This is a genomic window from Ruegeria sp. BF7 (genome assembly GCF_056538605.1).
In genome coordinates, this window is record NZ_JBQFTM010000007.1 from 136687 (window position 1) to 163157 (window position 26471).

22 protein-coding genes and 2 pseudogenes are annotated in these 26471 nt (G+C 58.5%); 17 read left to right on the top strand and 7 right to left on the bottom strand.

The genetic code is table 11. The features are described from left to right. Window positions 1-119 precede the first annotated feature (119 nt). Window positions 120-419, top strand: a complete 300-nt coding sequence (locus ACR0IK_RS15700) for a DUF6538 domain-containing protein (RefSeq protein WP_480642185.1) — start codon at window positions 120-122, stop codon at window positions 417-419. On the opposite strand, the gene nagA is transcribed toward ACR0IK_RS15700, so the two are convergent. Genes nagA through ACR0IK_RS15720 form a run of 4 tightly spaced genes read right to left on the bottom strand, consistent with a single transcriptional unit; the run spans window position 416 to window position 4281 of the window. Further along, window positions 416-1555 (bottom strand): N-acetylglucosamine-6-phosphate deacetylase, encoded by a 1140-nt coding sequence (gene nagA / locus ACR0IK_RS15705; protein WP_480642167.1) that lies wholly within the window; start codon window positions 1553-1555, stop codon window positions 416-418. The two genes, ACR0IK_RS15700 and nagA, sit on opposite strands and share 4 nt — an antisense overlap. Continuing rightward, window positions 1552-2580 (bottom strand): SIS domain-containing protein, encoded by a 1029-nt coding sequence (locus ACR0IK_RS15710; RefSeq protein WP_480642168.1) that lies wholly within the window; start codon window positions 2578-2580, stop codon window positions 1552-1554. The genes nagA and ACR0IK_RS15710 overlap by 4 nt, the downstream gene beginning before the upstream one ends. Window positions 2581-2606: 26 nt before the next feature. After that, window positions 2607-3362, bottom strand: coding sequence for a GntR family transcriptional regulator (locus tag ACR0IK_RS15715; RefSeq protein WP_480594380.1), 756 nt, complete (start codon window positions 3360-3362; stop codon window positions 2607-2609). 1 nt (window position 3363) lies between these two features. Continuing rightward, window positions 3364-4281, bottom strand: coding sequence for a glucosamine kinase nucleotide-binding domain-containing protein (locus tag ACR0IK_RS15720; RefSeq protein WP_480642169.1), 918 nt, complete (start codon window positions 4279-4281; stop codon window positions 3364-3366). Window positions 4282-4518: 237 nt separating this feature from the next. Here ACR0IK_RS15720 and ACR0IK_RS15725 point away from each other — a divergent pair, with 237 nt between their 5' ends. From ACR0IK_RS15725 to ACR0IK_RS15775, 11 genes and pseudogenes are all read left to right on the top strand, one after another. Further along, window positions 4519-5418, top strand: coding sequence for an N-acetylmuramic acid 6-phosphate etherase (locus ACR0IK_RS15725; RefSeq protein WP_480642170.1), 900 nt, complete (start codon window positions 4519-4521; stop codon window positions 5416-5418). Window positions 5419-5457: 39 nt separating this feature from the next. Then, window positions 5458-6711, top strand: coding sequence for an ABC transporter substrate-binding protein (locus ACR0IK_RS15730; RefSeq protein WP_480594296.1), 1254 nt, complete (start codon window positions 5458-5460; stop codon window positions 6709-6711). Between the two features lie 218 nt (window positions 6712-6929). Next, window positions 6930-7871 carry a carbohydrate ABC transporter permease gene (locus tag ACR0IK_RS15735; protein ID WP_480594379.1) on the top strand — a complete coding sequence of 314 codons (942 nt, stop codon included), beginning with the start codon at window positions 6930-6932 and terminating at the stop codon, window positions 7869-7871. A gap of 10 nt (window positions 7872-7881) precedes the next feature. Beyond that, the gene (locus tag ACR0IK_RS15740) at window positions 7882-8721 is read left to right on the top strand and encodes a carbohydrate ABC transporter permease (RefSeq protein WP_480594294.1); all 840 of its coding nucleotides are present in this window, start codon (window positions 7882-7884) and stop codon (window positions 8719-8721) included. Next, window positions 8718-9752 carry a Gfo/Idh/MocA family protein gene (locus ACR0IK_RS15745; protein WP_480642171.1) on the top strand — a complete coding sequence of 345 codons (1035 nt, stop codon included), beginning with the start codon at window positions 8718-8720 and terminating at the stop codon, window positions 9750-9752. Before ACR0IK_RS15740 ends, ACR0IK_RS15745 begins: the two co-directional genes overlap by 4 nt. Beyond that, on the top strand, window positions 9749-10744 hold the full coding sequence (locus ACR0IK_RS15750; protein WP_480642172.1) for an ABC transporter ATP-binding protein: 996 nt from the start codon (window positions 9749-9751) through the stop codon (window positions 10742-10744). Before ACR0IK_RS15745 ends, ACR0IK_RS15750 begins: the two co-directional genes overlap by 4 nt. Window positions 10745-10768: 24 nt before the next feature. Then, window positions 10769-10861: pseudogene (locus ACR0IK_RS15755) on the top strand (IS5/IS1182 family transposase); the annotation flags it as partial. A gap of 1442 nt (window positions 10862-12303) precedes the next feature. Beyond that, window positions 12304-13254: an ABC transporter substrate-binding protein gene (locus ACR0IK_RS15760; RefSeq protein WP_480594288.1), complete on the top strand. Its 951-nt coding sequence runs from the start codon at window positions 12304-12306 to the stop codon at window positions 13252-13254. Window positions 13255-13331: 77 nt separating this feature from the next. Next, window positions 13332-14369: a quaternary amine ABC transporter ATP-binding protein gene (locus ACR0IK_RS15765; protein ID WP_480642173.1), complete on the top strand. Its 1038-nt coding sequence runs from the start codon at window positions 13332-13334 to the stop codon at window positions 14367-14369. Continuing rightward, window positions 14362-15951 (top strand): ABC transporter permease, encoded by a 1590-nt coding sequence (locus ACR0IK_RS15770; RefSeq protein ID WP_480642174.1) that lies wholly within the window; start codon window positions 14362-14364, stop codon window positions 15949-15951. Before ACR0IK_RS15765 ends, ACR0IK_RS15770 begins: the two co-directional genes overlap by 8 nt. A gap of 54 nt (window positions 15952-16005) precedes the next feature. Then, window positions 16006-16980: an arginase family protein gene (locus ACR0IK_RS15775; RefSeq protein WP_480642175.1), complete on the top strand. Its 975-nt coding sequence runs from the start codon at window positions 16006-16008 to the stop codon at window positions 16978-16980. Here ACR0IK_RS15775 and ACR0IK_RS15780 read toward each other — a convergent pair. Both ACR0IK_RS15780 and ACR0IK_RS15785 read right to left on the bottom strand, forming a co-directional pair. Further along, window positions 16977-17945: an agmatinase gene (locus ACR0IK_RS15780; protein WP_480642176.1), complete on the bottom strand. Its 969-nt coding sequence runs from the start codon at window positions 17943-17945 to the stop codon at window positions 16977-16979. The two genes, ACR0IK_RS15775 and ACR0IK_RS15780, sit on opposite strands and share 4 nt — an antisense overlap. Window positions 17946-18015: 70 nt before the next feature. Further along, on the bottom strand, window positions 18016-19536 hold the full coding sequence (locus ACR0IK_RS15785) for a trimethylamine methyltransferase family protein (RefSeq protein WP_480642177.1): 1521 nt from the start codon (window positions 19534-19536) through the stop codon (window positions 18016-18018). A 183-nt stretch (window positions 19537-19719) separates the two neighbouring features. On the opposite strand from ACR0IK_RS15785, the gene ACR0IK_RS15790 reads away from it, so the two are divergent. Continuing rightward, window positions 19720-22155 (top strand): GcvT family protein, encoded by a 2436-nt coding sequence (locus ACR0IK_RS15790; protein WP_480642178.1) that lies wholly within the window; start codon window positions 19720-19722, stop codon window positions 22153-22155. 81 nt (window positions 22156-22236) lie between these two features. After that, window positions 22237-23208 carry a LysR family transcriptional regulator gene (locus tag ACR0IK_RS15795; protein WP_480642179.1) on the top strand — a complete coding sequence of 324 codons (972 nt, stop codon included), beginning with the start codon at window positions 22237-22239 and terminating at the stop codon, window positions 23206-23208. On the opposite strand, the gene ACR0IK_RS15800 is transcribed toward ACR0IK_RS15795, so the two are convergent. After that, window positions 23205-24230, bottom strand: a complete 1026-nt coding sequence (locus tag ACR0IK_RS15800) for a LacI family DNA-binding transcriptional regulator (protein ID WP_480642180.1) — start codon at window positions 24228-24230, stop codon at window positions 23205-23207. The genes ACR0IK_RS15795 and ACR0IK_RS15800 overlap by 4 nt on opposite strands. A gap of 153 nt (window positions 24231-24383) precedes the next feature. Between ACR0IK_RS15800 and hisD the strand changes: the two genes are divergently transcribed. The 3 genes and pseudogenes from hisD to ACR0IK_RS15815 all read left to right on the top strand — a co-directional run. Next, the gene (gene hisD, locus ACR0IK_RS15805) at window positions 24384-25691 is read left to right on the top strand and encodes a histidinol dehydrogenase (RefSeq protein WP_480642181.1); all 1308 of its coding nucleotides are present in this window, start codon (window positions 24384-24386) and stop codon (window positions 25689-25691) included. Window positions 25692-25873: 182 nt separating this feature from the next. Continuing rightward, complete coding sequence (locus ACR0IK_RS15810) at window positions 25874-26284, top strand: universal stress protein (RefSeq protein WP_480642182.1); 411 nt, start codon at window positions 25874-25876, stop codon at window positions 26282-26284. 48 nt (window positions 26285-26332) lie between these two features. Beyond that, a pseudogene (locus ACR0IK_RS15815) lies at window positions 26333-26471 on the top strand (sulfopyruvate decarboxylase subunit alpha); the annotation flags it as partial.

Sequence of the window (26471 nt, forward strand, 5' to 3'; positions counted from 1 at the left end):
CTCGTAAATTATTATAAAAAAAGCAACCGGTTATTCCGCCCCCGGGCACCACTTTTAGTCATAACCTGTTGTTCGCCATCAGTTTTCTTGTGGAGACTGCGAGGGCGTATGGCAAATCGGTGCCGTATTCGTTCACCAAGAACGGCATTTATTACTTCGAGAGGCGGGTCCCAGCGGACCTTTTGGAGCATTACAACATGAGGAAGATCGCGTTTTCCTTACAAGCTCTTGTTCCGCAATTTGACCCGAATGACAAATGTGCCATCGAAACAACTGAAGAAGGCAAGGCTTTGGCTGTACGACGGATCATGTATCTATGCCATTGGCATGACCGCTCCAATCTCAGCTTAAGGATGTCGCGACCTGCGCTAGGCGCGCAGCGCTTTTTGACAGGCGCTTGGTTTGCACTGGTTTCTTAAGCCAGGATGGAAGCCGCACTCAGATCCCGTGACAATCGTATTAGGTCTGATTGCATTCCGCTCCCGGTCTCGAGGGTCGACGGAGGGATTCCGGCCAGAGCCGCAGGAACGCTGGTTGCTGCCCGCAATGCGGTCTCGATCGGCACGCCTACCTTTTCGACGAGCGTTCGAATGGCCTGCGTTAGATCAAGGTCGGCGCCAGCCAATGTCCCATCCGACAAGGTCAGGAGGCCGCCACCACGCCGGATTTGCCGCCCTTCCAATGTGAACTCTGTGCAATCGGTTCCCGCAACGGCCATGGCGTCACTCACGAGAAAGATTTGCCCAGGACCGGTCTTTGCGTGCCAAGCCGCGCGCATGGTCTCAGGATGAACATGCACTGCATCAGCGATTAGCCCAGACGACACATTTCCATCGGCAAGCGTTGCGCCAACAAGCCCGGGTTCACGGTTTCCAAGCTGGCTCATGGCGTTGAAGAGATGTGTGACGCAGCGCGCGCCAGCGGCAAAAAACTTACGACATGTGTCGTACCCGGCATCTGTGTGACCCAGGGACACTAGCACTCCGGCTGCAGAAAGCACTCTGACTTGATCCTCTGAAACGTTTTCCGGAGCGATTGTGATCTTCAGTACGGGCAAATTCTCAGCAGCGGCCAATAGTGTATCAAGATCGCTCGGTTCCATGGGGCGAATGAGGGAGGGGTCGTGTGCTCCCTTGCGCGCAATCGAAAGATGCGGCCCCTCGAGGTGCAGACCTGCGATCCCCGGCACATCTGCGCGGATGGCATCTGTTGCGGCGGCAATGGCGGCCCGGGTCTTTTCTGCTGTGTCAGTTATCAATGTTGGCAAGAGGGCTCGGACACCAAGACGCCAATGCGCCGAAGATATCCTGCGAAGCGTTTCGACCGAAGGATCGTCATTGAACATGACGCCGTCACCGCCATTGACCTGCAAATCGACATATCCGGGGCTGAGGATATCTCCGTTCAGATCGATCACCTCTCCGCCCCTGGGCACGTCGGCGTCCGGCCCAAACTCTGTCAGGTGACCTTCCTCAAACCGCACTGCAAAACCGTCCCGCAGGGTCGATCCATCGAAGATACGGCCATTCCGGAAAACTTTCGCACCCTGTGTCATACGGTTTCCGTCACCTTCCTCAGATGGCGCGGCGTGTCCGGATTGATCTTACGCGCGGCGGCCACGGTTTCGACCATGCCATAGAAAGACACGATGGCAGCAATGGGGTCGGTGATCCAATGATCTGTGCGCACATGAGGCAACGGGTCTGCCTCACGCACCTTGCCGGAGGTGGCAAAAACATGTGCGCCTTTGGTTGCCAGTGCATCGGCCACTTCGGCCACAGTGTCTTCGGCGGCGTCGCCGGCCGCAAAGGCAATGACCGGAAAGCCCTGCTCCACAATGGAGACCGGCCCATGCAGCACCTCGGCGCTGGAATAGCTTTCCGCATGGATCTGGCAGGTTTCCTTGAATTTTAGTGCCGCTTCGTTGGAGATCGCCCAGGACGGGCCGCGCCCGAGGGTAAATAGCGACTGTCCGGTGATTGCTTCCGCTGCCTCCGTCCAGTCACAGCGCGTGGCTTTGACGAGCACGTCGGGTAGAGTGTGGATGGCGCGGATCAGCTCGACATCGCCGCGCAGTTCGGCCAGCAGCCAGATCCCTGCGACCAGCGAAGTGACGAAGGTTTTGGTGGCGGCAACGCTCAATTCTGGGCCTGCATGGATCAGCAGAGTGGCGGCGGTGGCCTTGGCCAGCGGTGAATCTGCGTCATTGGTGATCGCAACGGTAAAGGCGCCCGAGGCGGCAAACGCCTCTGTCAGGCGCACGATATCAGGGCTTTGGCCCGATTGTGACACCGAGAGGCAAAGTGCGCCCTTGGCTCGGATTTCGGCGCCATAGATTGACTTCACGGACGGACCGACCGAGGCCATTGGTAAGCCCAATAGCAGTTCGGTGGCGTATTTCAGATAGGTCGCCGCATGATCAGACGAACCGCGCGCCACCGAAAGAAGATAGGGCAGATCGCGGTCGGCCAGTGCGGATTTGGTCTGGGCGATTGCGTCAGCTCCATCGGTCAGCAACCGGTCCACGGCTTGCGGGATTTCGTTGATCTCGGCGCGCATGCGGGTCATGGATTGGGTCATTTGGGCAGCCTTTTCATAGGGGTGGGTCAGGGTGACAAGCGCAGCTCGGCAACGAAATCATAGGTATCGCCGCGATAGATCGACCGTGTCAGTTCTGCCGCACGCCCGCTCTCAAGATAAGAGATACGCTGGATCTTCAGACCGGCCGTGCCTTCGGCAACGCCAAGCAGTTCGGCCTCGTGCGCATCGAGGTTGATCGCCGAGATTTTCTGGATCGCGCGCACCGGGCGGTGGCCGCTTTGTTCGAGGATTTCGTAAAGTGAGGTTGTCACTGCAAGAGGGTTGGGCAGGATGTCGAGGGGTAAGGCTGCGCGTTCCAGCGCCATCGGGTGCCCATCCGCTTCGCGCAGCCGGTGAATGCGCGCCACGCTGTCGCCCGCTGACAGACCCAGGGTCAGTACCTCTTCCGGTGAGGGCATGAACACGCCGCGTTCCAGCCATGTCGACGAGGTGGTCAACCCGCGCCGCTCCATGTCTTCGGTGAATGAGGTGAGATGCGACAGCAACTGTTCCACGCGCCCCACCGGTTCGCGCACAAAAGATCCAGATCCCTGGCGCTGTTCAATGGCGCCGGTCTTGACCAGTTCCTGAATAGCCTTGCGCACGGTCACACGAGACAGGTCGGTGATCTCGGCAATCTCACGTTCAGGCGGCAGCGAACTGCCGGGTGGCAGTAACCCGCTGTTGATGCCTTTTTCCAGACGGCGATGCAGTTGCACATAGCGTGGACCGGGGGAGTGACCTAGCCAGCCTTCGGGCTGCAGAAAATCGGCGACGGACATTTCAGCAACGGACATGGGTCTCTCTCCTCGTGGTATTTTTGGCGGCGCAAGCGGAGGCAAATTCCTCGGCCAGGGCAATTGCCCCATCCAGCGGTTGCCCTTCCGGGTCGTGCAGGGCGGATTTCATCGCTGCGGGCAAATAGGGTGCATAGGATGGGCCGATTCCACCGGTCAGGCAGATGCGCATCCCGTTCTGCCAGCCAAGAGTGGTCAGGGTGGCCGCGATGTGGTTCGCGGCCTGTTGCAGGATTGCGCGCGATATCGGACAGCCTTCGGCGGCCAAGCGCGTGACCTCCGGGGCAAAGCGACCAAACCGGGCCGGTGTGGCGCTGGCAGCAAAGCGCACCACCTCTGCAGGGCTGCCCAGGGTGGTCAGAATGTGGCTTGACAAAGTCGAGGCTTCAATCAGCCCGTCCACAACGTCAAGACTGCGTGCCAGGGCCTGGCGGCCAACCCATTGCGCCGAGGCTTCATCGCCCAGCACCGGACCCCAGCCGCCGACAAAGCGCATCTGGCTTTCGATCTGCGTTGCGACGAAAGACCCGGTGCCGCAATGGGCAACCATCCCGTCCCGCACACCCAGCACCCCGCGTAATGCGGCAGGGCGGTCATCTTCGATGCGAATTTTAGAAAAGGACAAAGCCGCGGCCAATTGCATGGCAATGTCCTCTCCGGTGATGCCAGCCAAGCCCAGATAGGCGGGCAGCGCGGCAATCTCATCCACTGTTAGCCCGGAGATCTGTGCCAGTGTATCAGCCCCGTGCCGAATTTCCTGCGTGGCCGCGGCAAAATCGCTGGTCACATTTGCCGAGCCAGTCTCTGTCACGTGCATCTGTCCGGATGGGTCGCGCAGGGCCAGTCGACAGCGTGTTCCGCCCCCGTCAACGGCCAGAAAAGGAAGATCTGTGCGTGTCGTCATGAGAATACCTATATAATACCTGTGTGCGGAATGAAAGAAAAAAATAGTCCAATATGTACCCAAAAGCCGCTAATAGGCGCAATTTTTAGGGGAATTATGGGGTGGCAAAATAAATGGTAGACAAATGGTATCTAAAAGGTATGATCACTGGATAACTGAAACCGGATTCGTCTTCAGATTTGTCCGGGCGGTTTGAGAAGAGTTTAGGGGAGGCGCCCAGGGCGCGACATCGCAATCATGGCTGACCAAACTGCAAACACCACCGAAAAGCTGCATGGCAAGGCCGCGGGCCTGGACCGCCTGCCGCTGGATGTGGTGGCAGGTATTCTGGCGGATGGTCAGCAAAACGCCGCTGCGGCGGTTTGCCAAAGCGCTGCCCAAATGGCCACCGCTGCCCGTGTGATGGCCGAAACCATCCGAAACTGTGGCACTCTGTATTATATTGCCGCCGGGTCGTCAGGGCTGATGGCTGCCGCTGATGCGATGGAGCTGGGCGGCACTTTTTCCATCCCGCCCGCGCAGATCCGAATTCTGATGGCCGGGGGTATTCCCACTACGCCGGAAATGCCCGGTGACAGCGAAGATCAATCTGATGCGCTGGGCTGCGCCTTGTCCGGGCTTGCGCCAAAGGACACGGTGATCACTGTTTCTGCCAGTGGCAGTACCCCCTATACCCTGGCCGCCGCACGGATTGCCAAAAGCAGGGGCGCGGCAGTGATCGGCATTGCCAACAATGCAGGAAGCGCGCTTTTGGACTTGGCCGATTGCGCGATTTGCCTACCCACCCCGCCCGAGGTCCTGTCGGGCTCCACCCGCATGGGGGCCGGCACCGCACAGAAAATCGCCTTGAACACGCTGTCGACCCTGATGGCGGTGGAACTGGGCCATGTGTATGACGGGATGATGGTAAACCTGCGTGCCGACAATGCAAAGCTGCGCGCCCGCGCAACCGGGATTGTCGCACGGATTTCAGGCCAGGAGAAGGCTGCCGCCGAAAGCGCGCTGCGGCGTGCCGGTGGTGATGTGAAGCGGGCGATCCTGATCGCCACCGGGGCGACCCCCGACCAGGCTAAAGACCTGATCGCCCGAACCAACGGTCATTTGCGACCGGCCCTGTCGGTCCTGACCAAGGAATAACCACCACGATAACATTGCGGAATTAACTGGGAGGAAACAATGAAACGCAAATTGATGACGCTGGCACTGGCCAGCACGGCCATGGTGGCCACCTCTGCTATGGCTGATGACGTGACCATCACGATTGAAAGTTGGCGCAACGACGATCTGGCGCTGTGGCAGGACAAGATCATCCCGGCCTTTGAAGCAGCCCATCCCGGCATCAAGGTTAAGTTCACTCCGTCGGCCCCGGCGGAATACAATGCCGTTTTGAATTCGAAACTGGATGCCGGGTCTGCTGGCGACATCATCACCTGTCGTCCGTTTGACGCCTCGCTGGCGCTGTTCGAAGCCGGTCATCTGACCGACCTTGGCGACATGGAAGCGATGAGCAACTTCTCGGACGTGGCGAAATCTGCCTGGCAAACCGATGATGGTTCGGCAAGCTTCTGCGTGCCGATGGCATCGGTGATCCACGGTTTTATCTACAACAAAGAAGCGTTCGAGGAAGTGGGAGTTGAAGTTCCGACCACCGAGGCGGAATTCTTTGCCGCCCTGGAAGCTTTCAAGGCGGATGGGAACTATATCCCGATGGCAATGGGCACCAATGACCAGTGGGAAGCGGCCACAATGGGTTACAACAACATCGGCCCGAACTACTGGAAAGGTGAAGAAGGTCGTCTGGCATTGATCGCGGGCGAGCAGAAGCTGACCGATGAGGCCTGGACCGCACCCTATGCAACCCTTGCCAAATGGAGCGCTTATCTGGGGGACGGCTTTGAAGCACAGACCTATCCTGACAGCCAGAACCTGTTCACGCTGGGGCGCGCTGCGATCTATCCGGCCGGCAGTTGGGAAATCTCGGGCTTTAATGCGCAGGCCGATTTCGAAATGGGAGCCTTCAAACCACCGGTGCAGAACGCAGGTGACACCTGCTATATCTCGGATCATACGGACATTGGCATTGGTATGAATGCCAAAACCGCCAACCCGGAAGCGGCCAAAACATTCTTGGCCTGGGTGGCGTCGCCGGAATTTGCCTCGATCTTCGGCAATGCATTGCCGGGCTTTTTCCCGCTGTCCAAGGAACAGGTTGAGCTGTCTGATCCGTTGGCCAAGGAAATTATTGGCTGGCGAGATGAGTGCGAAAGCACCATCCGTTCCACCTATCAGATCCTGTCGCGCGGCACCCCGAACCTCGAGAACGAGACCTGGGGGGCGTCTGTGGCCGCCATCAAAGGCACGTCTACCCCGGAAGAGCTGGGCGCCAAGCTGCAGGACGGGCTTGCCTCCTGGTACGAGCCGCATAAGTAAAGGCTGATACGGACGGCCGGATACCTTTTTCCGGCCGTCATGCCACCCAAAAGGTGGATCACTTCGAGCAAAGACGAACGAGAACCAAGGATTGGGTGGGCGCCGTGCGCCTGATCCCCGGAGAGGCTTCGCCATGATGCGCGCATTCTCCGCAATCTTTGAAGCCGTTCCCTCGCCGGAGGGAACACATGACACTCAACAGAACGGGAGAGCTCAGCATGTCTGACCAACTGCCCAAAGGGGCGCAGAACCGCAGCCCGATCCGCTGGCATATCCTTGTATTCCTTGCACCTGCCGTGCTGGTCTACACCGCGATTATGATCTTCCCGCTCTTCAACACCTTACGTCTCGCTCTTTACAGCGAGGTGGAGAATACTCGGATTTTTGTGGGGCTGGAGAACTTCCGCACCCTGTTTTTTGACCCAATCTGGTCCAAGCAATTCTGGAACGCGCTTGGCAACAACTTCTGGTTTTTCATCGTGCATATGTTGGTGCAGAACCCGATTGGGGTTGCGCTTGCTGCGATCCTTAGCCATCCCCGGCTTCGCTTTGCTGCCCTTTATCGTTCGGCCATTTTTCTTCCCACTATCCTCAGCTTTGTGATTGTCGGCTTTGCATGGAAACTGATCCTGTCGCCGATCTGGGGGATTGCGCCGTCGATGCTGGACGCAGTGGGGTTGAAATCGCTGTTTGCGCCGTGGCTGGGCAAAGAGGAATATGCGCTGACCGCGCTGGCGCTGATCTCGGTCTGGCAGTTTGTGGGCATTCCGATGATGCTGATCTATGCCGCCCTTCTGACCATTCCGGAAGAAATTTTGGAAGCGGGTGAGATTGACGGGATCACCGGCGCTGCCGCCTTCTGGAAGATCAAGTTACCGCTGATCCTGCCGTCGATCGGGATCATCTCGATCCTGACTTTCGTGGGCAATTTCAACGCGTTTGACCTGATCTATGCCTCGCAGGGCGCATTGGCGGGGCCGGATTTCTCGACCGATATTCTGGGTACCTTCATGTATCGCACCTTCTTTGGTTTTCAGTTGCAACTGGGGGATCCGCATATGGGATCGGCCATTGCCGGCGCTATGTTCGCGATCATTCTTCTCGGAGTCTGCGGCTATCTGTTCGGCATCCAGACCCGGATGCGCCGCTATCAGCTGTAAGGAGGCCGAGATGAACCAAGCCCGTCGCAACCCGTTGAACGTTGCCGCCATGCATGGCGCGCTGATCCTTTACACGCTGATTGCGCTGTTTCCGGTCTTCGTGATCCTGATCAACAGCTTCAAGACCCGCAAAATGATCTTTCGCGAGCCCTTGGCCCTGCCGAACAGCGAGAGCTTTTCCATGGTTGGCTATGAGACCGTGATGAAACAGGGGGATTTTTTCCTCTACTTCCAGAATTCGATGATAGTGACCGTGGCGTCGCTGTTCTTTGTACTGCTGTTCGGTGCGATGGCGGCCTATGCGCTGAGCGAGTATCGCTTCAGGGGCAACACGATGATGGGGCTTTACCTCGCATTAGGTATCATGATCCCGATCCGCATCGGCACAGTGGCCATTCTTGAACTGATGGTCTCGACTGGGCTCGTCAACACACTTTGGGCGCTGATCCTGGTCTATACGGCGCAGGGCCTGCCATTGGCGGTATTCATCCTGTCGGAATTCATGCGGCAGGTCAGTGACGATCTGAAGGACGCTGGGCGGATTGACGGCCTGTCGGAATACACGATCTTCTTCAAACTGGTGCTGCCGCTTGTGCGCCCCGCCATGGCGACGGTGGCCGTCTTTAACATGATCCCAATCTGGAATGACCTCTGGTTCCCGCTGATCCTTGCCCCCGCCGAAGAAACCAAAACGCTCACCTTGGGCAGCCAGGTCTTCATCGGCCAGTTCGTGACCGACTGGAACGCGGTCCTGTCCGCGCTGTCGATGGCAATTCTGCCGGTGCTGATCCTTTATGTGATCTTCTCGCGCCAGTTGATCCGCGGCATCACCTCCGGTGCGGTGAAATGATCCGGGTTCTGATTGCAGGGCTGGGCAACATGGGGACAAGTCACGCGCTTGCCCACCATAATAACGCCGGTGCCGAGATTGTCGCTCTTGTGAACCGCTCGGGTCGAGTCGATCAGCCGGAACTGGCCAACTATCCTGTTTTTACCGATTTCCACGAAGCGCTGGCAGAAACCAAGCCGGATTTAGTGGTCATCGCCACCTATTCCGACAGCCACGCCGATTTTGCCGTGGCGGCGATGGAAGCAGGTGCCCATGTGTTCGTGGAAAAACCACTGGCCACTACGGTGGCAGATGCAACGCGTGTGGTCGCGACCGCCACCCGGCTGCGGCGAAAACTGGTGGTGGGGTATATCCTGCGCCATCACCCAAGCTGGGTGCGGCTTATCAAAGAGGCACGTGCGCTTGGCGGACCTTACGTGTTCCGCATGAACCTGAACCAACAATCCAAAGGTGCGGAGTGGGACACCCACAAGGCCCTGATGCAGACCACCGCTCCAATCGTCGATTGCGGCGTGCATTATGTCGATGTCTGGTGCCAGATCACCGACGCCGCCCCCGTGCAGGTGAATGGTATCGGGTTGCGCCTGTCTGATGAGATTTCCCCCGACATGTATAATTACGGCCAGTTTCAGGTCACATTCGAAGATGGATCCGTGGGCTGGTACGAAGCGGGCTGGGGGCCGATGATGTCGGAAACCGCATTTTTCGTGAAAGATGTGATTTCCCCCACCGGATCCGTATCGATCACCGAAGCGGATAAATCGGACAGTTCCAATGTGGACAGCCACACCGCCGTTGGGGGGCTGCTGGTCCACCGTCCTGAAGGCGATCATTTGATCGCCTTGCCGGATGAACCCGGCCATCAAGCGCTGTGTGATGCCGAACAGGCCCATATGCTTGAGGCCATTTCTGAAAATCTCGACCTCACCCGTCACATGCAGGATGCGGTGCGGTCCCTTGCCATTTGCCTGGCTGCGGACACAAGTGTGCGCACCGGCCAATCCGTCAGCCTAGAAGAGGAGACATCATGACCGCTCTTTCCCTACGCAAAGTGAACAAATCCTTTGGTCCGGTGCACGTGCTGAAAGACATCGACATTGAAGTGGAAGAAGGTGAATTTGTCGTGTTCGTCGGCCCCTCGGGCTGTGGCAAGTCGACCCTTTTGCGGGTGATCGCGGGGCTTGAGGACGTAACGTCCGGCGAAATCTATATTGGTGATGATCTGGTCAATACGACCCCTCCATCGAAACGCGGCATCGCCATGGTGTTCCAAAGCTATGCTTTGTATCCGCACTTGAATGTGCGCGGCAACATGACCTTGGCGTTGAAACAGGAAAAGCAATCGAAAGAAGTCATCGACCAGCGGGTGGAAGAAGCCAGTCGGATGCTGGATCTCGCTCCTTATCTTGATCGCTTCCCGTCCGAATTGTCCGGAGGCCAGCGTCAGCGGGTGGCGATTGGTCGGGCCATTGTACGCCAGCCGAAACTGTTCCTGTTTGACGAACCCCTTTCGAATCTCGATGCAGCTTTGCGCATGAACACACGGCTGGAAATCGCCCAGCTGCACGCGCAGCTTGGGGCCTCGATGATCTATGTGACCCACGACCAGACCGAGGCCATGACGCTTGCCGACAAGATCGTTGTGCTGCGTGACGGGCGGGTGGAACAGATCGGTAGCCCGATGGAGCTTTATAACAATCCCGCCAATCAGTTTGTTGCCGGATTTCTGGGGTCACCGGCGATGAATTTCCTTCCCGCCGGGCTGCTGTCCGAAGGTGACGACCGCACCATGGGCGTGCGTCCTGAGGATCTGTTTCCGGACAATGACGGCCTGATTACAGCTCGTGTCAATCATGTCGAGAAACTCGGCGGCGATACAAACGTCATTGCCAAGGTGAACGATCTTCAGATCACTGCGCGTCTGTTCGGACAGCATGCGGTGGAACAGGGTCAGGAACTTCGCCTCGGCTATGATCCGCAAAGAGTTTACTATTTCAATCGCGAAGGGGCACGCATGGATTAAGCAAGGGAGGCGCAAAAGGGGGGGTATGGCAAGCCGAGAGTTGATGATCGGCGTGTGCCAAGCGAGATAGTTTTCATTAACCGCAATGGGTTGCGATGGTCGGATGCAGCCCGTGAGTAGAGGTTTTCAAACAGGTCATATTTGCACTCGTATTGCTGCGAGGCCGGGACCGCCGCCGTCTCGTCGGGTGTCATTGTCCAGCAGATACCATTCAATGTCAGCAGCCCGTCGCTTTTACCGGGAAGAGTTTGAGCGGTCTCGGCAGCTTTGGAGGCGGCATCCGTTCAGGCTTTTTGATCCGATTCGTCGGCCAGCTTGCGAGTTTCGGCAATACCGTCTGTAAATTCGTGGCTAAAGTTGCATGGCAGTGTGCCGAGAAATCTGTGGGCTTCCGCTGGCGACCCGGTCGAAGTGTGAGAACGCGCTTTCAACCCAAGGCGAGAGCCAGCCTCCGAGAAGTAGCGGCAACTGATCCATCATATCTGACCAGGAAACAAGCACTTTGAAATGTTGAGCGGTAGCAGAGCACGCGGCTGCTGTGAGAAATACTGAGGCACCTTCGTTGCCGCGACACAGGCTGTCTTTTCTGACCTCTTCGTGAACGAGTTCGTTGAGCATGGTACAACCGCGTCCACTTAGGACGATTGAAAGTTGAAAGCGGGTTGGTGGCCGTTAATCCTAGTTTCACCCAGCCCCTGAAGAGCAGCGGAAGCTCTGATGCTTGAGCGCAATCGAGCCTTTGCAGCGGTTCGTGGTGCCTTTTCTTGCAAACAAGGCGTATAAAACTGGCGTTCTTGAGAGTTAGTTTTGCTTGACTAGAAGCGCGCTGTTTCGATCTTGGCCCGTGAGGTCAAGCAATGTACCGAATAAGAGCCGAATGAAGCATTAACCTAGTGCCTTTGTTAATAGAAACCCGCATCTGGTACCGGTTTTACCCATCTGTCGCCGTTTGTAATCTTATCCCGACATTATTTGATTCAATCGATTTGATCCGGTTTTTTCCTGTTTTGGCGGGCGCAGCTTGTAAAAATCGCACCGTTGTTTTCCCTTTTTTGACGGTCATTTTATGCGGCAGAGTTACCGTATAACGAGATTTCGGATCACATTTCCAAGCGCGGCCAATGCTTGCCGTTGCAGTGGGCCAGGTCGGGTGTATGGCAAAAAATATCGGAGACGGTTGTGCAAGACATTCGGTAATGCCGGAGATCGGTTCTCAGGTTAAATTATGTCGCCGCCTCTTGCCGAATGGCGCGAAGTTTTCCGGAACTATGTTGGACGGAACCGACATATGTTTTGCACTGGCGCTGGGTCGCAAATGTGCACCTATTTGCAAAAAAGCGAAACTAAATTACGATAATATCGCATAGTGCAGTTTGCCGCATGTAATTCTTGAAGGTCGGCGTACTGGCATGGTTCAATTTTCTGGCCAACCCGGCGCAGCAAGCCGCTGGCCAAGAAACCGGGGAAGTTCCACCTTCCCGCCACTGTTCGAAAGGTGCGTCGGTGTCCGATAGGGACACAAGAACAAGTACCACGGATGACCAACATGGAGATATCAGATGAAAAAACTTGCAACACTTTTAGGAGGCGCATCGATGGCGGTCGCCGGACCAGCGATGGCTGCGGATATTGTGATCGGTGTGCCGAACTGGCCATCGGTGAATGCCACGGCGCATATTCTGAAGGTGGCGATCGAACAGAACTTGGGTCTTGATGTTGAACTGCAGAACGGAACCAACCCGATCGTGTTCGAGGCGATGGATTCCGGCGCGATGCATGTTCACCCCGAGGTCTGGATGCCGAACCAGCAGAACCTGCACGATACCTACGTCACTGATAAAGGCACTGTTGCATTCAACCCAAATGGAGTTGAAGCGTTCCAGGGAATGTGCGTCGACAAAGCAACTGCGGACGCCCACGATATTCGTTCGATCGACGATTTGACCAACCCTGACGTTGCCGCATTGTTTGACAGTAATGGCGATGGGCAAGGCGAAGTCTGGATCGGTGCGCCTGGATGGGCTTCGACCAATGTCGAGAAAATCAGGGCCAAATCCTATGGCTATGACCAAGTCATGGAACTGACTGAAATCGACGAAACCGTGGCCTATGCCAACCTCGACAACGCGATCAAGGCAGGGGATCCGTGGGTCGGATTCTGTTATACGCCGCACTACGTGTTTGCCTTGCATGACATGCAGATTCTGGAAGAACCAGCCTATGACGCGTCCAAGTGGAATGTGCTGCAGCCCACCGACGATCCGGACTGGCTTGAGAAATCTGACGCCGGTGTGGCCTGGGATCTGGCTTATCTGCATTTGCACTATGCGAAATCCCTCGAGGATGAGTTCCCCGAAGTTGCCCAGTTGCTGGCCAACATGAAGCTGGACACCGATACGGTCTCTGCCATGACCTATGCGCTGGTGATCGAGGGTAAAGAGCCCGCAGCCTATGCCGAGGAATGGGTGGCTGCCAACGAAGATGCCGTTCTGGGCTGGATGTCTCAGTGATTGATACCAACCGGAACTGAAAACCGGGCAGGCCGTTGGACACGTCCGGCGGCCTGTTTTGCATCAAAGGGACAAGTATGACCGAAACAGTCGTAAAACTGACGGATGTGTGGAAGATCTTCGGCGCGCGCGCCGAAGAAGCCATGGAAGCCGTGCGGAACGAAGGCATTGGAAAGCCCGAAGTTCTGGAAAGATTCAATTGCGTCGTAGGTGTACAAGGGGCCACTTTTGACGTGCCGCGGGGCGAGATTTTCTGCATCATGGGCCTGTCGGGTTCGGGGAAGTCGACGCTGGTGCGGCACGTGAACCGGCTGATTGAGCCGACCTCGGGCAAGATCGAAATTCTGGGACACGATGTGTCCAAGATATCCGAGACGGAACTGCGCCGCATCCGAGCGCAGCAGATCGGGATGGTATTTCAGCACATGGCGCTGATGCCGCACCGCTCGGTGCGTGACAACGTGGCCTATCCGCTGGAAATTCGCAAAGTGTCCAAATCCAAACGCTGGGCGGTTTCGGATCACGCGCTGGGTCTGGTGGACCTGACCGGTTACGAAGACCGCTTGCCCAAGGAACTGTCGGGCGGGATGCAGCAGCGGGTGGGGATCGCCCGCGCGCTGGCCTCGGACCCTGAAATCCTGCTGATGGACGAGCCGTTCTCGGCCCTTGATCCTCTGATCCGCCTGCAACTGCAGGATCAGTTCAAGGCGCTGGTGGCGCAGTTGCAGAAGACGACGCTGTTCATCACCCACGATCTGGACGAGGCCATTCGTATCGGTCACCGCATCGCCATCATGAAAGACGGGGTGATCGTGCAGATTGGCACGCCGGAAGACATCGTGATGAACCCGGCGGACGATTATGTGCGCGAGTTTGTGCAGGGCATTTCGAAACTGAAACTGGTCAAGGCGCATTCGATTATGGAGCCGATGGGCAGCTACTCTGGCCCGCTCGAGGGCGCGCCGCGCGCGGATGAGGGCGCGGATTTAGATCAACTGATCGATCTGGCCGTGAATACCGAGATGCCGGTCGTCATCACCGATGCGGGCAGTGACGTCGGCATTGTGACCAAGCCGCGTCTGCTGCGCGGAATTCAGGGGGGCAAAAATGACTGATGCAGCAATGGAAATGAAAGTCACGGCCGCCTCCGATATCGAGGTCGACCGAGAGGCACTGGACCAATCCATTCACGAATTTGCCGGTCCGAATGGTGATTACTACGTCACCGCGTTCCACAAGATCCACGATGCCACCAGCGCATTGCCCAACACGTTCAATATCTGGGCGGCGGTGCTGGGGCCGTTCTGGTCCGCCTCGCGGGCCATCTGGGGGATGTTCTGGACTTTCCTGATCCTGGAAATCATCGCCTGGGTCCAGATCGGGCGTGGGGCCTGGGGCAATCCCGGCGCTGACCTGGCCGAACGCGCCGAACGCCAGCAGACCCGGGCTAATGAATTGTTGGAACGCGCAGCAGCCGCAACCGAACAGGCCGACATAGACCGGTTCAACCGGCTGGCCGAGAATATCCAGAAGGCGGCGGACAGCAGTCTGGCGCAAGCGCAGGCGGCTCAGGCCGAGGCGTCGGGGATCCTGATCACCGGACTTCTGATGCTGCTCGTGTTCAAACTGGCCCAGGGGTTCTACGCGGACCGGGTCTATGAAAAGCAGTATTCGAAATGGCGGATCGATCCGACCAGCACCGAAAGCGGCCGATCCACGCGCAATACGGTTCTGGGTGCTGTTCTGGTGGCCGCGATTGCGCCGCTGATCATCTATAAGTTCACGGTGAATGCGTCGCTGGCGATGCTGGACGCCTTTCCGGAAGATGAGGTCTCCGCTCTGATACTAGGCGAGGGCGAGGGCACTATCTTCTCGAATCTGGCCAGTTGGATGGAGGCGCAAATCGACGCCGCCGCCGCCGCCGGGGGTGATGTCTTCGACGGGATTGTCGCTGGTGTCCGCTCGGTTCTGGATGCGTTGACTATTGCGCTTATCGGGTCTCCGTGGCCAGTTGTGATGCTGGTTATCTGCGTGACCGCATGGCGTGCGGCAGGGCCGCGCGTGGCGATCTTCACAGCGTCTTCGTTGGCCTATATTGCCTTGCTGGGTTACTGGGATGTGGCGATGGAGACGGTGGCTCTGGTCGGCGCCGCGGTGTTGCTGTGCGTGGTTTTCGGCATCCCGTTGGGAATCTGGTTCGGCAAGTCCCAACGTGCATATCGCGCGGCGGAACCGGTGCTGGACCTGATGCAGACGCTTCCGGCCTTCGTATACCTGATCCCGATCATTGCCTTCTTTGGCACCGGCAACCCACCGGGTATTCTGGCGACGATCATCTTTGGCATGCCGCCGGTGATCCGTCTGACCGCGCTCGGGATGCGCGGGGTGCCGGAGAGTATCAAAGAGGCGGCAGTCGCCTTTGGTGCATCCAAGTGGCAATTGTTGAAGGATGTGGAAATACCGCTGGCCTTGCCGTCGATCATGACCGGGGTGAACCAGACCATCCTGATGTGCCTGTCGATGGTGGTGATCATCTCGCTGATCGGCGGCGGAGGTCTGGGCAAGGAAATCCTAGAGGCGCTGCAATACGCCGCCAAGGGGCCGGGCCTGCTGGGTGGCTTTGCCATCCTCTTCTGCGCGATGGTCATTGACCGGATCGTACAGGGAGCCTTCCGGCGAGAAGACGAAAAAATCTGAACATATCCGCCCCCGGTTGCCGCCGGGGGCGTTTTTCTTTGACCGGGTAAGACAATGACCGATCGTTATGAACAGTCCATGATGGACAATCTCTATTGGTGGGGCGTGCCCACCTTGTTTCGCTGTCCAAACGAAGGCCCCGAGGGGCAGGACATCGCGCTGGTGGGCGTGCCACATTCCACCGGCAACGGCACGACTGAGCGGGATCAGCATCTGGGTCCGCGTGCCCTGCGTCACGTCTCGGCGGTCCAACGCCGGGTGCATTCGGTGTTCGAGATCGACCCGTGGAACAGTGCGAAAATTGCCGATGTGGGCGACGTGCCGTTTCCGCGTGCGAACGACAATGAAGATAGCATCGAGCGCATCACGGCCTTTTTTAAAGACATCGACGCGGCAGGGGCGCGGCCGGTGTCTGTCGGTGGTGATCATTCGATCACCGGTGGGATCGTGCAGGCGCTGGGCAACGGCAAGCTGGCGGGCGGAGAGCCAGTCAGCTTTCTGCATCTGGACGCGCATACAGATGTGTTCACCAAAGTTGATCACTTTCTGGGCGCCAAGAAATCAGCGGCCCATTGGGGGGCATATCTGGCCGATCAGGGTCAGGTCGATCCGACGCGGTCGATGCAGATCGGGCTGCGGGGCCATCCGCGCAGTCTGGACTGGCTGCAGCCCTCCTATGACTATGGCTACAATATCGTCACCATGCGCGAATTCCGTCAGCGCGGGCTGGAGGATGTGGTGGCACAGACCCGCGAGGTATTGGGCGACCGTCCGGTCTATATCACGTTCGATCTGGACTGCCTCGACCCCACGGTTGCGCCCGCCGTGTCGAATCTGGAGCCGGGTGAGAAAGGGTTCGATATCGACGAGGCGGTCGGCATTCTGCGTGCCGCACGGGGCCTGAATATCGTGGGTGGGGATGTCGTCTGCATGATGCCCACCAAAGACAACCCCAACAACATTACTGCCCTGACAGCGGCGGCGGTGATGTTCGAGATGATCTCGATGATCGCCGAAAACGTCAGTTAGCGCCGCGCATCCACTGCCTGCGCCAACACGCAGAGCAGTTCGAACATCAAAGAGATGCCCAGCCAAGCCGTGCCGCCCTCGGGATCGAAGGGCGGTGCAACCTCGACCAGATCGGCGCCGACCAGATTGACGCCTGCCATCTGGCGAATGACCTGTTGCGCCTGAAAACTGTTTGGCCCGCCAATCTCGGGCGTGCCGGTGCCGGGGGCATAGGTCGGGTCCACAAAGTCGATGTCATAGGTGCAATAGGTGGGCGCGGTACCCACGATGCTGCGCACTTCGGCCATGACGTCGTTGATGCCGCGGTCAAACAGCTCCTCAATGCGAATGATGCGGATACCCTGCGCCTCGCCCCATTCGATGTCATCGGTGTTGTAGGCGGTGCCGCGAATACCAACCTGAACAAAGCGTTTGGGGTCGACCAGCCCTTCTTCGACCGCGCGGTGGAAGGGGGTGCCGTGGGTGAATTTGTGGCCCCCGAAATATGTGTCGAACAGATCGGTATGGCTGTCGAACTGGATCAGGCCAAGCGGGCCGGACTTGGCCAGCGCACGCAGAACGGGCAGGGTGGTAAGGTGGTCGCCGCCGGCGGTCAGGGGGGTGATGCCGCGCGCTGTCAGGTCAGCGTAGAAGCTGGTCACCCGATCCAGCGTATCCTGGATATCCACCGGGTTCGGCGCGACATCTCCCAGATCGGCGCAATTGACCATGGAAAAAGGCGCAACCCCGGTCACTGGGTTCATCGCACGGATCATCGTCGAATAGTCTCGCAACTGACGCGGCCCATGCCGGGCACCGGGGCGGTTGGTGGTGCCGCCGTCCCACGGTATTCCGACCAGGCCCAGCTCAACCTCGGTGATGCGTTCGTGGTCCAGCGTCACGCTCGGCAGGCGCATGAAAGTGGGGATACCAGCAAACCGGGCAAGCTCCATTGCCGAGACCGGTTGAAAAAACGGATTGGTCATGTGGTTCCCCCTTGTTGGTTCTGGCGCGAGCCTAGCGGCAGATTTGTGACTTGGGAATGGGCCGATGCGCTCAGATCAGAATGCGAAAGCGTTTGCGGATTTCTGCGTCCTGCGCGTCACTCAGGTATTGTGGGTGATGGGTGGCCAGAACCTCTTTGACCTTTGCACGCGCAGCGGACCATGCGTCGGTTGCGCCTCCCTCCTCCCACGTGCGCGGCTCATTCCGGTCGGCGAGGGATGGGTAGAAATAATCCCGCTCCATCGCCTCATAGGTATGAGTGCTGCCAAGAAAGTGACCGTCGCCCAGAACCGACTGGCAGATCGCATCGAAGCCTAGGTTCTCCTCGGTCACCTCGATCCCTCGCAGGGCCCGATAAGTGTGAGAGTGCATTTCATCGTCCAGAACAAACGCCTCGAAACTGGCCCCCAGCAGAGATGCCGTCATGCCCGAGCTTTCATAGATCAGGTTGCCCCCGGCCAACGCGGCGGCCAGAGAAGTTATCCCCTTTTCGGCCCCGTATTGCGCATCGATAGCTTTGGCGTCGGTCATTGACGCCGCCACGCCAGAAGGCAGCGCCAGCCAGTTGGTGAGCTGCGCTGAGGCGGCGTTCAGAATGGCGGTCTCACCGCTGCCCCCGGCGAAGGAGCCGGTGCGCAGGTCCACGATCAGGGGCCAGTTGGAGAACACCATCGGAAAACCGGGCTGGATCGCGTTGACCATGACAAGGCTGGCCAGCGTTTCGGCCAGAGATTGCGCCAGAAATCCAGCCAGGGTCGCTGGGGCAGTGGCCCCGGCCTGCGCGGCGGTGATGCAGGACATGGGAATGTTGTGGGCAACGCATTCATAGACCACGTCCACCGCATCCTCTCCATAGCGCAGCGGAGAAATCACCGGGCTGATATGGGCCTTCAAAAAGGGCCGCTTGGCGAATTCGCCCGGCCCACCGGCCACGATGTCCAGCATCTCGACAATCGGAGCGACGTTTTCAGCCAGCGTGAACGATGTGGCCACTGGTTTGGTCGTGTTGCGCACCAGCGCATAAGCCGTGTTGATGTCCAGATCGCGCACATCGGGTACATCGGTCGCCACGCAGCAGCGGGTAAACCAGCTGACATTAGCCAGAGTGTCCTGCAACCGGGTGAAGTCATGCAGATCGATCAGCGTCGAGGGGCGATAGAGCCCGCTGTCGATATCCAATGTCTGTACGGCGGCGCCTCCGGTGCCGAAGTATACGCGGTCTCCACCCACCTGAATGGAGCGTGTTTCGTCCCGGCCGTGGAAAGTGAATGTCTTGGCGGCGGAATTGACCAACCGCTCCACCATTCTGCGCGGAAAGACCAGCCGATCCTGTGCTCCCGGCTGCGCACCAGCGGCTAGCAGATCAACGGCCAGCCGGTCCGGCACGTTGCCCATGCCCAGCGTCTCTAGCAGGCGCAGTGCGGTGTCGTAGATTTGCTCAAGCTCAGCTGGTTTCAGTGGTTTGAACGCGCCTCCTTTTTGACCGGGCGGGCAGGGATCAAAAACAGGCTTGGCCGCGCGCTGAGCGTGCCGTGCCCGCCGACCGCTTCGTTTGCCACCTTCCGAGGACATCCCTATCCTTTCCCGCTATTCCTCCGGGCACACTAAGCGGCAACTCTGCCCCGTCGCAAAGGGGAACTGCGAATATCAGAATCCTCAATCGCAGTTTCGATTTTTCAATACAGTCACTGGCCCTATTGTCGGCCCGGTCCATTCTTCCGCAAAACTTGTCCCGGACCAGAGGGAGCAGAGCCAATGAAGTCGCGCACCAAAGTTGTTGTGATCGGGGGCGGGATCGCCGGTTGTTCGACACTTTATCACCTGACGCAGGAGGGGTGGACGGATGTTGTTCTGGTGGAACGCAACGAGCTGACCTCGGGTACGACATGGCATTCTGCGGCGCAGGTGACGAATTTCGGCATGAACCAGACGATGGTGGGCCTGAAATCGCACTCGATCCAACTGTACAAGGAACTGGCCGAGGACCCGGATTATCCGATCAACTACCACCACGGGGACGGTGGCATCCGTCTGGCCAATACCGAGGCGCAGATGCAGGGTTATCGCCATTTCACGTCGATGGCGCGCGGGATGGATGTGCATTTCGAGGTGATCGACGCCGAAGAATGCGCTCGCCGCCACCCGCTGATCTCGACCGAGAACCTGATTGGCGGTTTGTGGGATCCGATGGATGGCGACATCGACCCGGCGCAGCTGTGTCAGGCGCTGGCGCGGCGCGCGCGCAAGGCGGGGGCCGAGGTTTATCGCAACACGCCGGTTGTCGGTTTGACCCAGCACGGCGACGACACCTGGACGGTCCATACCGAACATGGCGATATAGGTTGTGACATCGTGGTCAACGCCTGCGGCTATCGGGTGAACGAGGTCGGCGCGATGATGGGGGTGCATCACCCTGTCTCGTCCATGGAACACCAGTATTTCCTGACCGAAGAGATCCCTGCCATCCGGGATGCGGGTCACAGGATGCCCCTGCTGCGGTGCCCAATCAGTGACTACTATTGCAGGCAGGAAAAGAACGGGCTGCTGTTGGGGTTCTACGAACAGGACTGCAAAACTTGGGGCATGGACGGGATCGATCCGAACTTCGTCAATGCCCTGTGCCCAGACGATCTGGACCGGGTGACCGATGTGTTGGAGGGCGCATTTGCCCGTATGCCGGCGTTGATGGAGGTCGGCGTTCACACGGTTGTCAACGGCCCGATCACCTACACGATCGACGGTGCGCCCTTGGTCGGGCCGATCCCAGGCAAGCGCAACGCGTTCTGCATCATCGGCCTGCGCGCTGGGTTGGGTGAGGGCGGCGGCCACGGCTGGCTGCTGGCCCAGCAGATTGTGCATGGCGAAGCATGTTACGACACGTGGTGTCTGGACCCGCGCCGGTTCACTGGTCATGCGAATGTGGAACTGACGGCGCTGAAAGCCATCGAAGACTATCAAAACGAGTTCCGCTTTCACTTTCCGCACGAACACCGCCCCGCCGGGCGGCCGGCCAAGACGACGCCTCTGACTCCGGTGTTGGCAGCTGAAGGGGCGGAATTCACCGTGGTCAATGGTTGGGAGAGGGTGGAGTATATCAAGCCTACGCCCGATTTCTCGCCGTCTCTCAGTTTCGATTTTGACGAAACATTTGATCTGGTCGCAGCTGAGGTGGCCAACGTGCAGAACGGCGTCGGGCTGGCCGAGGTGAACGGGTTCAACCGGATTGAGATCACAGGCGCGGACCGGCACGCTTTTCTGGATAGGATGTTTTGCGGCACCGTCACCCGACGCGATGGCCGGGTTGGGCTGGGCTATTTGCTAAACCATCAGGGCATGGTCAAGGCCGAGGCGACCGTCGCCAACCTGCCCGCCAGCGACCGGGGGCCGGACCGCCTGTGGTACGGATCCGCCGCCGCAAGTGAGTTTCACGACATGGATTGGTTGACCCAACACCTGCGCGCCGATGAAGACGTGCAATTGCGCAGCCTGACCAACGACCGGACCATTCTGGTGCTGGCTGGCCCCAAGGCGCGCGATGTCCTGTCCGCCAGCGCACGCGGTGACTGGTCCGCAGCGGCATTTCCGTGGCTCAGCGTGCGGGAGTGTTTCGTCGGGATTGCTCCGGTGACGGTGATGGGCGTCAGTTTCTCAGGTGAACTGGCTTATGAAATCCATGTCCCCAACGCGTCGCTCTATGCGGCTTATCTGGCGTTGCGGCAGGCTGGAGAGGCTCATGGGCTGAGACTCTTCGGCGCGCGGGCAGTGGAATCCATGCGAATGGAGAAGAGCTTCCTGCATTGGAAGGCCGATCTGATCACCGAATTCGACCCCTTCGAAACCGGCCTCGACCGTTTCGTGAAGCCGGACAAGGGAGATTTCACAGGGCGGGACGCCTTGTTGAAACGGCAGGCCGAGGGGCCGCGTAAAACTCTGGTCGTCTTGCACATTCACACCACCCGACAACCCGCTCATCCCGGGGCATCTTTGATGCTGGGCTCGCAGGTTGTCGGCACGATCACCTCGGGTGATTGGGGGTATCGCACAGGGCTGAATCTTGCGCATGGCTTCGTGCGACCCGATCTGGCAGATATCGGAACTGAGATGGAGTTAGACTCCTGTGGTCAGCGCGTGCGTGCGACAGTTATCCCGCCATCACCTTATGATCCGGGTTTTGAGCGCATGAGAGCGTGACCGCTCGGCCAACTTCACCATTGCCGTTTGTGTGAATCTTTGCTTGGTTTGTTTCGAAGAAATCGAAACAACGGGTGTGCAGTGTCCAAATCTCTGAGCCTTCGCTGGCTGGAAGTCTTCCGTCTGGTTGCCAAATCGGGGTCGATCCAGCAGGTCGCTTCGGAAACGGGGCTGTCGATCAGCACCGTCTCGAACCACTTGCGCAGCCTCGAAGGCGCGCTGGGCGTTGATCTGGTCGATCATGGGCGGCGTCCGATGGGGCTGACCCCTGCGGGCGAGGTGTTCGCGCGATATGTCCGCGACGGGCTCACGGTGCTGAAACGGGGAGAGGCCGAAATCCGCTCCGGCAACTGGAAGCACGCAACGGATCTGCGGCTGGCCTTGATTGACGATTTCGACAACCAGATCGCCCCGGACCTGTTCCGCTTTTTGGCACAGGCTCTGCCGCGTTGCAGCTTTCGCCACTACACGCGCCCCAGTCACGAGATCATCAACAATCTGCAAGAGCATAAGTTGGATGCCGGGGTTGCCACCCGGCCCTCGGAGCGGACCGAGGGGTTGATCGAATACCCGCTGATGCGCGACCCGTTTATCGTAATTCTGCCCAACACGTTCAGCGGAGAACCTGAAGACCTGCTGAAACCGGATGCGGAATTGCCCTTGCTGCGCTATTCGCGGGACTACATGATCGGCAAGCAGATTGAAATTCAACTAACCCGCAGCAAATACAATCTCCCGAACCGGTTTGAAATGGAGTGCAACCACTCGATCATCGGTCTTGTCGCCGAGGGCAGCGGTTGGGCGATCACGACGGCCGCCTGTTTCCACCGCGCACAAAGGTTCCACGACAACGTTCGGGCGCTGCCGTTTCCGGGGCGCAACTTCGTACGCACCGTGTCCCTGTTCACGACCGAAGTGTATCCCGAGACGACATCGAAGCTGATCCAGAAAGTGATGGTAAAGCTGATCCGGCAGCATTTCACCGATCCGATGTGTGGGGCTCATTCCTGGTTAAAGGACGATTTCCGCACCATGGAGGCCGAGGCTGCCTAGGCGCTGGCCGGTGGTCCGAGGGATTGACGCTCGACGATATGGGTCACTAGCCGCGTGCCAGTGCCTGGGGCCTGGTTTTCCAGCATATCAACCAGAGCCGACGCGGCCCGTTGACCCATTTCGCGGTGCGGTACATGCACCGTCGTCAGCGCGGGGGTGGCGACCCGGGCCAGCTCGATATCGTCGAACCCGGTGACAGAAACATCCTTGGGCACATTTAATCCCATCTCACGCGCCCGATGCAGTGCGCCGACGGCCAGAACGTCGTTGCCGCACAGGATTGCCGTGGGCGGGGCGTTCTGTGACATCAGTTCGGTAAAGGCATCGGCGCCGTTTTCGATCTGGTAGGGTGTTTCAACGATCGCTAAACCTGACGGGGAAATCCCGTACTGCCGGACCGCGTCCTTTATACCTTCAATCCGAAGACGCGCCCGATCATTGCCAGCGGTGATGCCGGAAATCACTCCGATCCGTTGGTGGCCCAGCCCGACCACGCGGTTCGTCAGCTCGGCCATGGCTGCGCGATTGTCAAACCCGACCGAGGCAACCTGTGCATCCGCCAGAAAGGACCACGCGATCATTACCGGGATGTCGCGGAGCGCAAGATCCTTGTAAACCTGCGGATTGCGGTCATGCCCGATCAATAGCAACCCGTCCGCACCGCGCGCGACCAGCGTCCGGATTTGCTCTTCTTCAAGGTCGGGATCGTAGGCCGAACTTGATACCAGCAGTGTGTAACCGCGTGTGTGCAGTTCTTCCTGAAAAGCCTGTAGGCCGCGCGCGAAAATAGCGTTCTCCATGGTGGGAATGATCGCACCGATCGTCCGGGTTCGCTTGGCTACCATCACCCGCGCGGCAAAGTTCGGCGTGTATCCCAGCTTGTCCACCGCTGACAGAACGCGCTGACGCGTTGCCTCTACCACCCGGTCGGGGTCATTCATGCAGCGCGACACGGTCGCTGTTGAAACGCCCGCCAGTTTGGCGACATCGTCCAATGTGGGCGCGGATCGAAGTTTCGGCATTTTCAAACCTGAGATTTGCTTTTGCCAATAAGCTTAAACTCAAGCGCGGCTTAAGAAAAGTAGATGTGTAAGCGCTTGCATCTTTGATGTAAGGGCTTACAAATCCGGTAAGCCGAATCCGGAAGAAAGACCCGTGAATAGGACCAGCTGAGCATGCCTCGTGACTATTTGAAAAAAGCCATCCTGACAGCGCAATCCCATGCCTCCGAAGTGAATGATACAGTCAGGAACATCCTTGCTGATATTGAGGCTGGCGGTGATGCCAAGGCGCTGGAATACGCAGCCAGATTCGACAAGTTCGACGGCAATGTCTTGATGACGCAGGCCGAGATTGACGCTGCTATCGCACGGGTTCCGGAAAAACTGAAGGCCGATATCCGCTTTGCCCACGACAATGTGCGCCGCTTTGCTGAAACGCAGAAGGCAACCGTGGCCGATGTGCAGACAGAGATCGTTCCGGGGTTCGTCGCCGGTCAAAAGGCGATCCCGGTGGATGCGGCGGGCTGCTATGTGCCCGGAGGGCGCTATAGCCATACCGCCAGCGCGATCATGACCGTTACCACGGCCAAGGTCGCCGGATGCCGCCATATCACCGCCTGTTCTCCGCCGCGCCCAGGCGAGGGCGTTGCGCCAGCGATTGTCTATGCCGCGCATATCTGTGGGGCAGACAGTATTCTGGCCATGGGCGGTGTACAGGGCGTGGCCGCGATGACCTATGGCCTGTTCGGCCTGCCGCGGGCCAATATCCTTGTGGGCCCGGGCAACCAGTTCGTGGCCGAGGCCAAGCGGATTCTCTATGGCAAAGTCGGCATCGACATGATCGCGGGTCCTACCGACAGCTTGATCCTTGCCGACAGCAGCGCCGACGCGCATGTGGTGGCCACCGATTTGGTCAGCCAGGCCGAGCATGGGTACAACTCGCCCGTCTGGCTGGTAACAAATGACCGGGATCTGGCGCAGGAGGTGATGACGCTGGTGCCGAAGCTTATAGACGATCTGCCCGCCCTGAACCGCGAAAATGCGGCCGCCGCATGGCGCGACTATGCCGAGGTCATCGTCTGTTCGGATCGTGAGGAAATGGCTGCCTGTTCGGACGAATACGCCCCCGAACACTTGACCGTCCAGGCCGAGGACCTGGATTGGTGGCTGGACCGGCTGACCTGTTATGGGTCGTTGTTTCTGGGTGAAGAGACCACTGTGTCTTATGGCGACAAGGCCACCGGCACCAACCACGTTTTGCCGACCTCGGGGGCGGCCAGCTATACTGGAGGGTTGAGCGTCCACAAGTACATGAAGATCGTCACCTGGCAACGTGCCACGCGGGAAGGATCGAAGCCTGTCGCTGTCGCCACTGCCCGAATTTCCAGGCTTGAGGGGATGGAAGGCCATGCCCGCGCTGCGGATGTGCGTTTGGCCAAGTATTTCCCTGACGAACAGTTTGACCTACACGCGGATGGATGAACATCGGATACCCTTCAATCTGACTGCGCGGGGGCCTCAGGGCAGGAGCCTTGTCGCAATACCTTGCAGAAAACCACCTTTTTCGGCACCGTACACAAATACGGCCGAGGTTTTCCGGCAGACCGCGTGGGTCTTATTGGCGGCCGTCTGTGGGCTCTGGTCCGACAGAAACGGAGGGTTTCATGTATAAGAAAATTCTGGTTCCAATGGCGCTGGACCACGGCATTTCGCAGCACACGCTGGAAGTGGCACGGGCGCTTTCGGCAGAAGGCAGCGAAATTGTTGCGCTGCATGTTTACGAGATGCCGCAGGGCTCGGTCAGTGCCTATCTGGACAAGGACGCAGTTGCCGATGGATTCCGCGCGGCGGCCAGTTTGTTGCGCGAAAAGACCGAGGAACTGGAGGGTATCCAGCCCGAGATCGTCAAGGGCCATACTGCCCGGACCATCATCGACTATGCCAATAGCAATGACTTTGACTGCATCGTTATCGGCTCACACAAGCCGGGGCTCAGCGACTATTTCCTGGGCTCGACCGCATCGCGTGTGGTTCGCCATGCCGGGTGCGCCGTGCATGTGCATCGCAGAATATGAACCCAAAATTGCGCCCTAGGTGCCTCAAGCAGGACGAACAGACCAGATATGAACATAGACAAAAAGATTACGGATGATCTGGTCGCAAACGATATTTCGTTTGTCACCACTGTGCCCTGCAAACAGCTGGCCGGGGTGATCGAGGAGATTGACCAACGCGACGACATCTTTCACATCCCCTCGAACA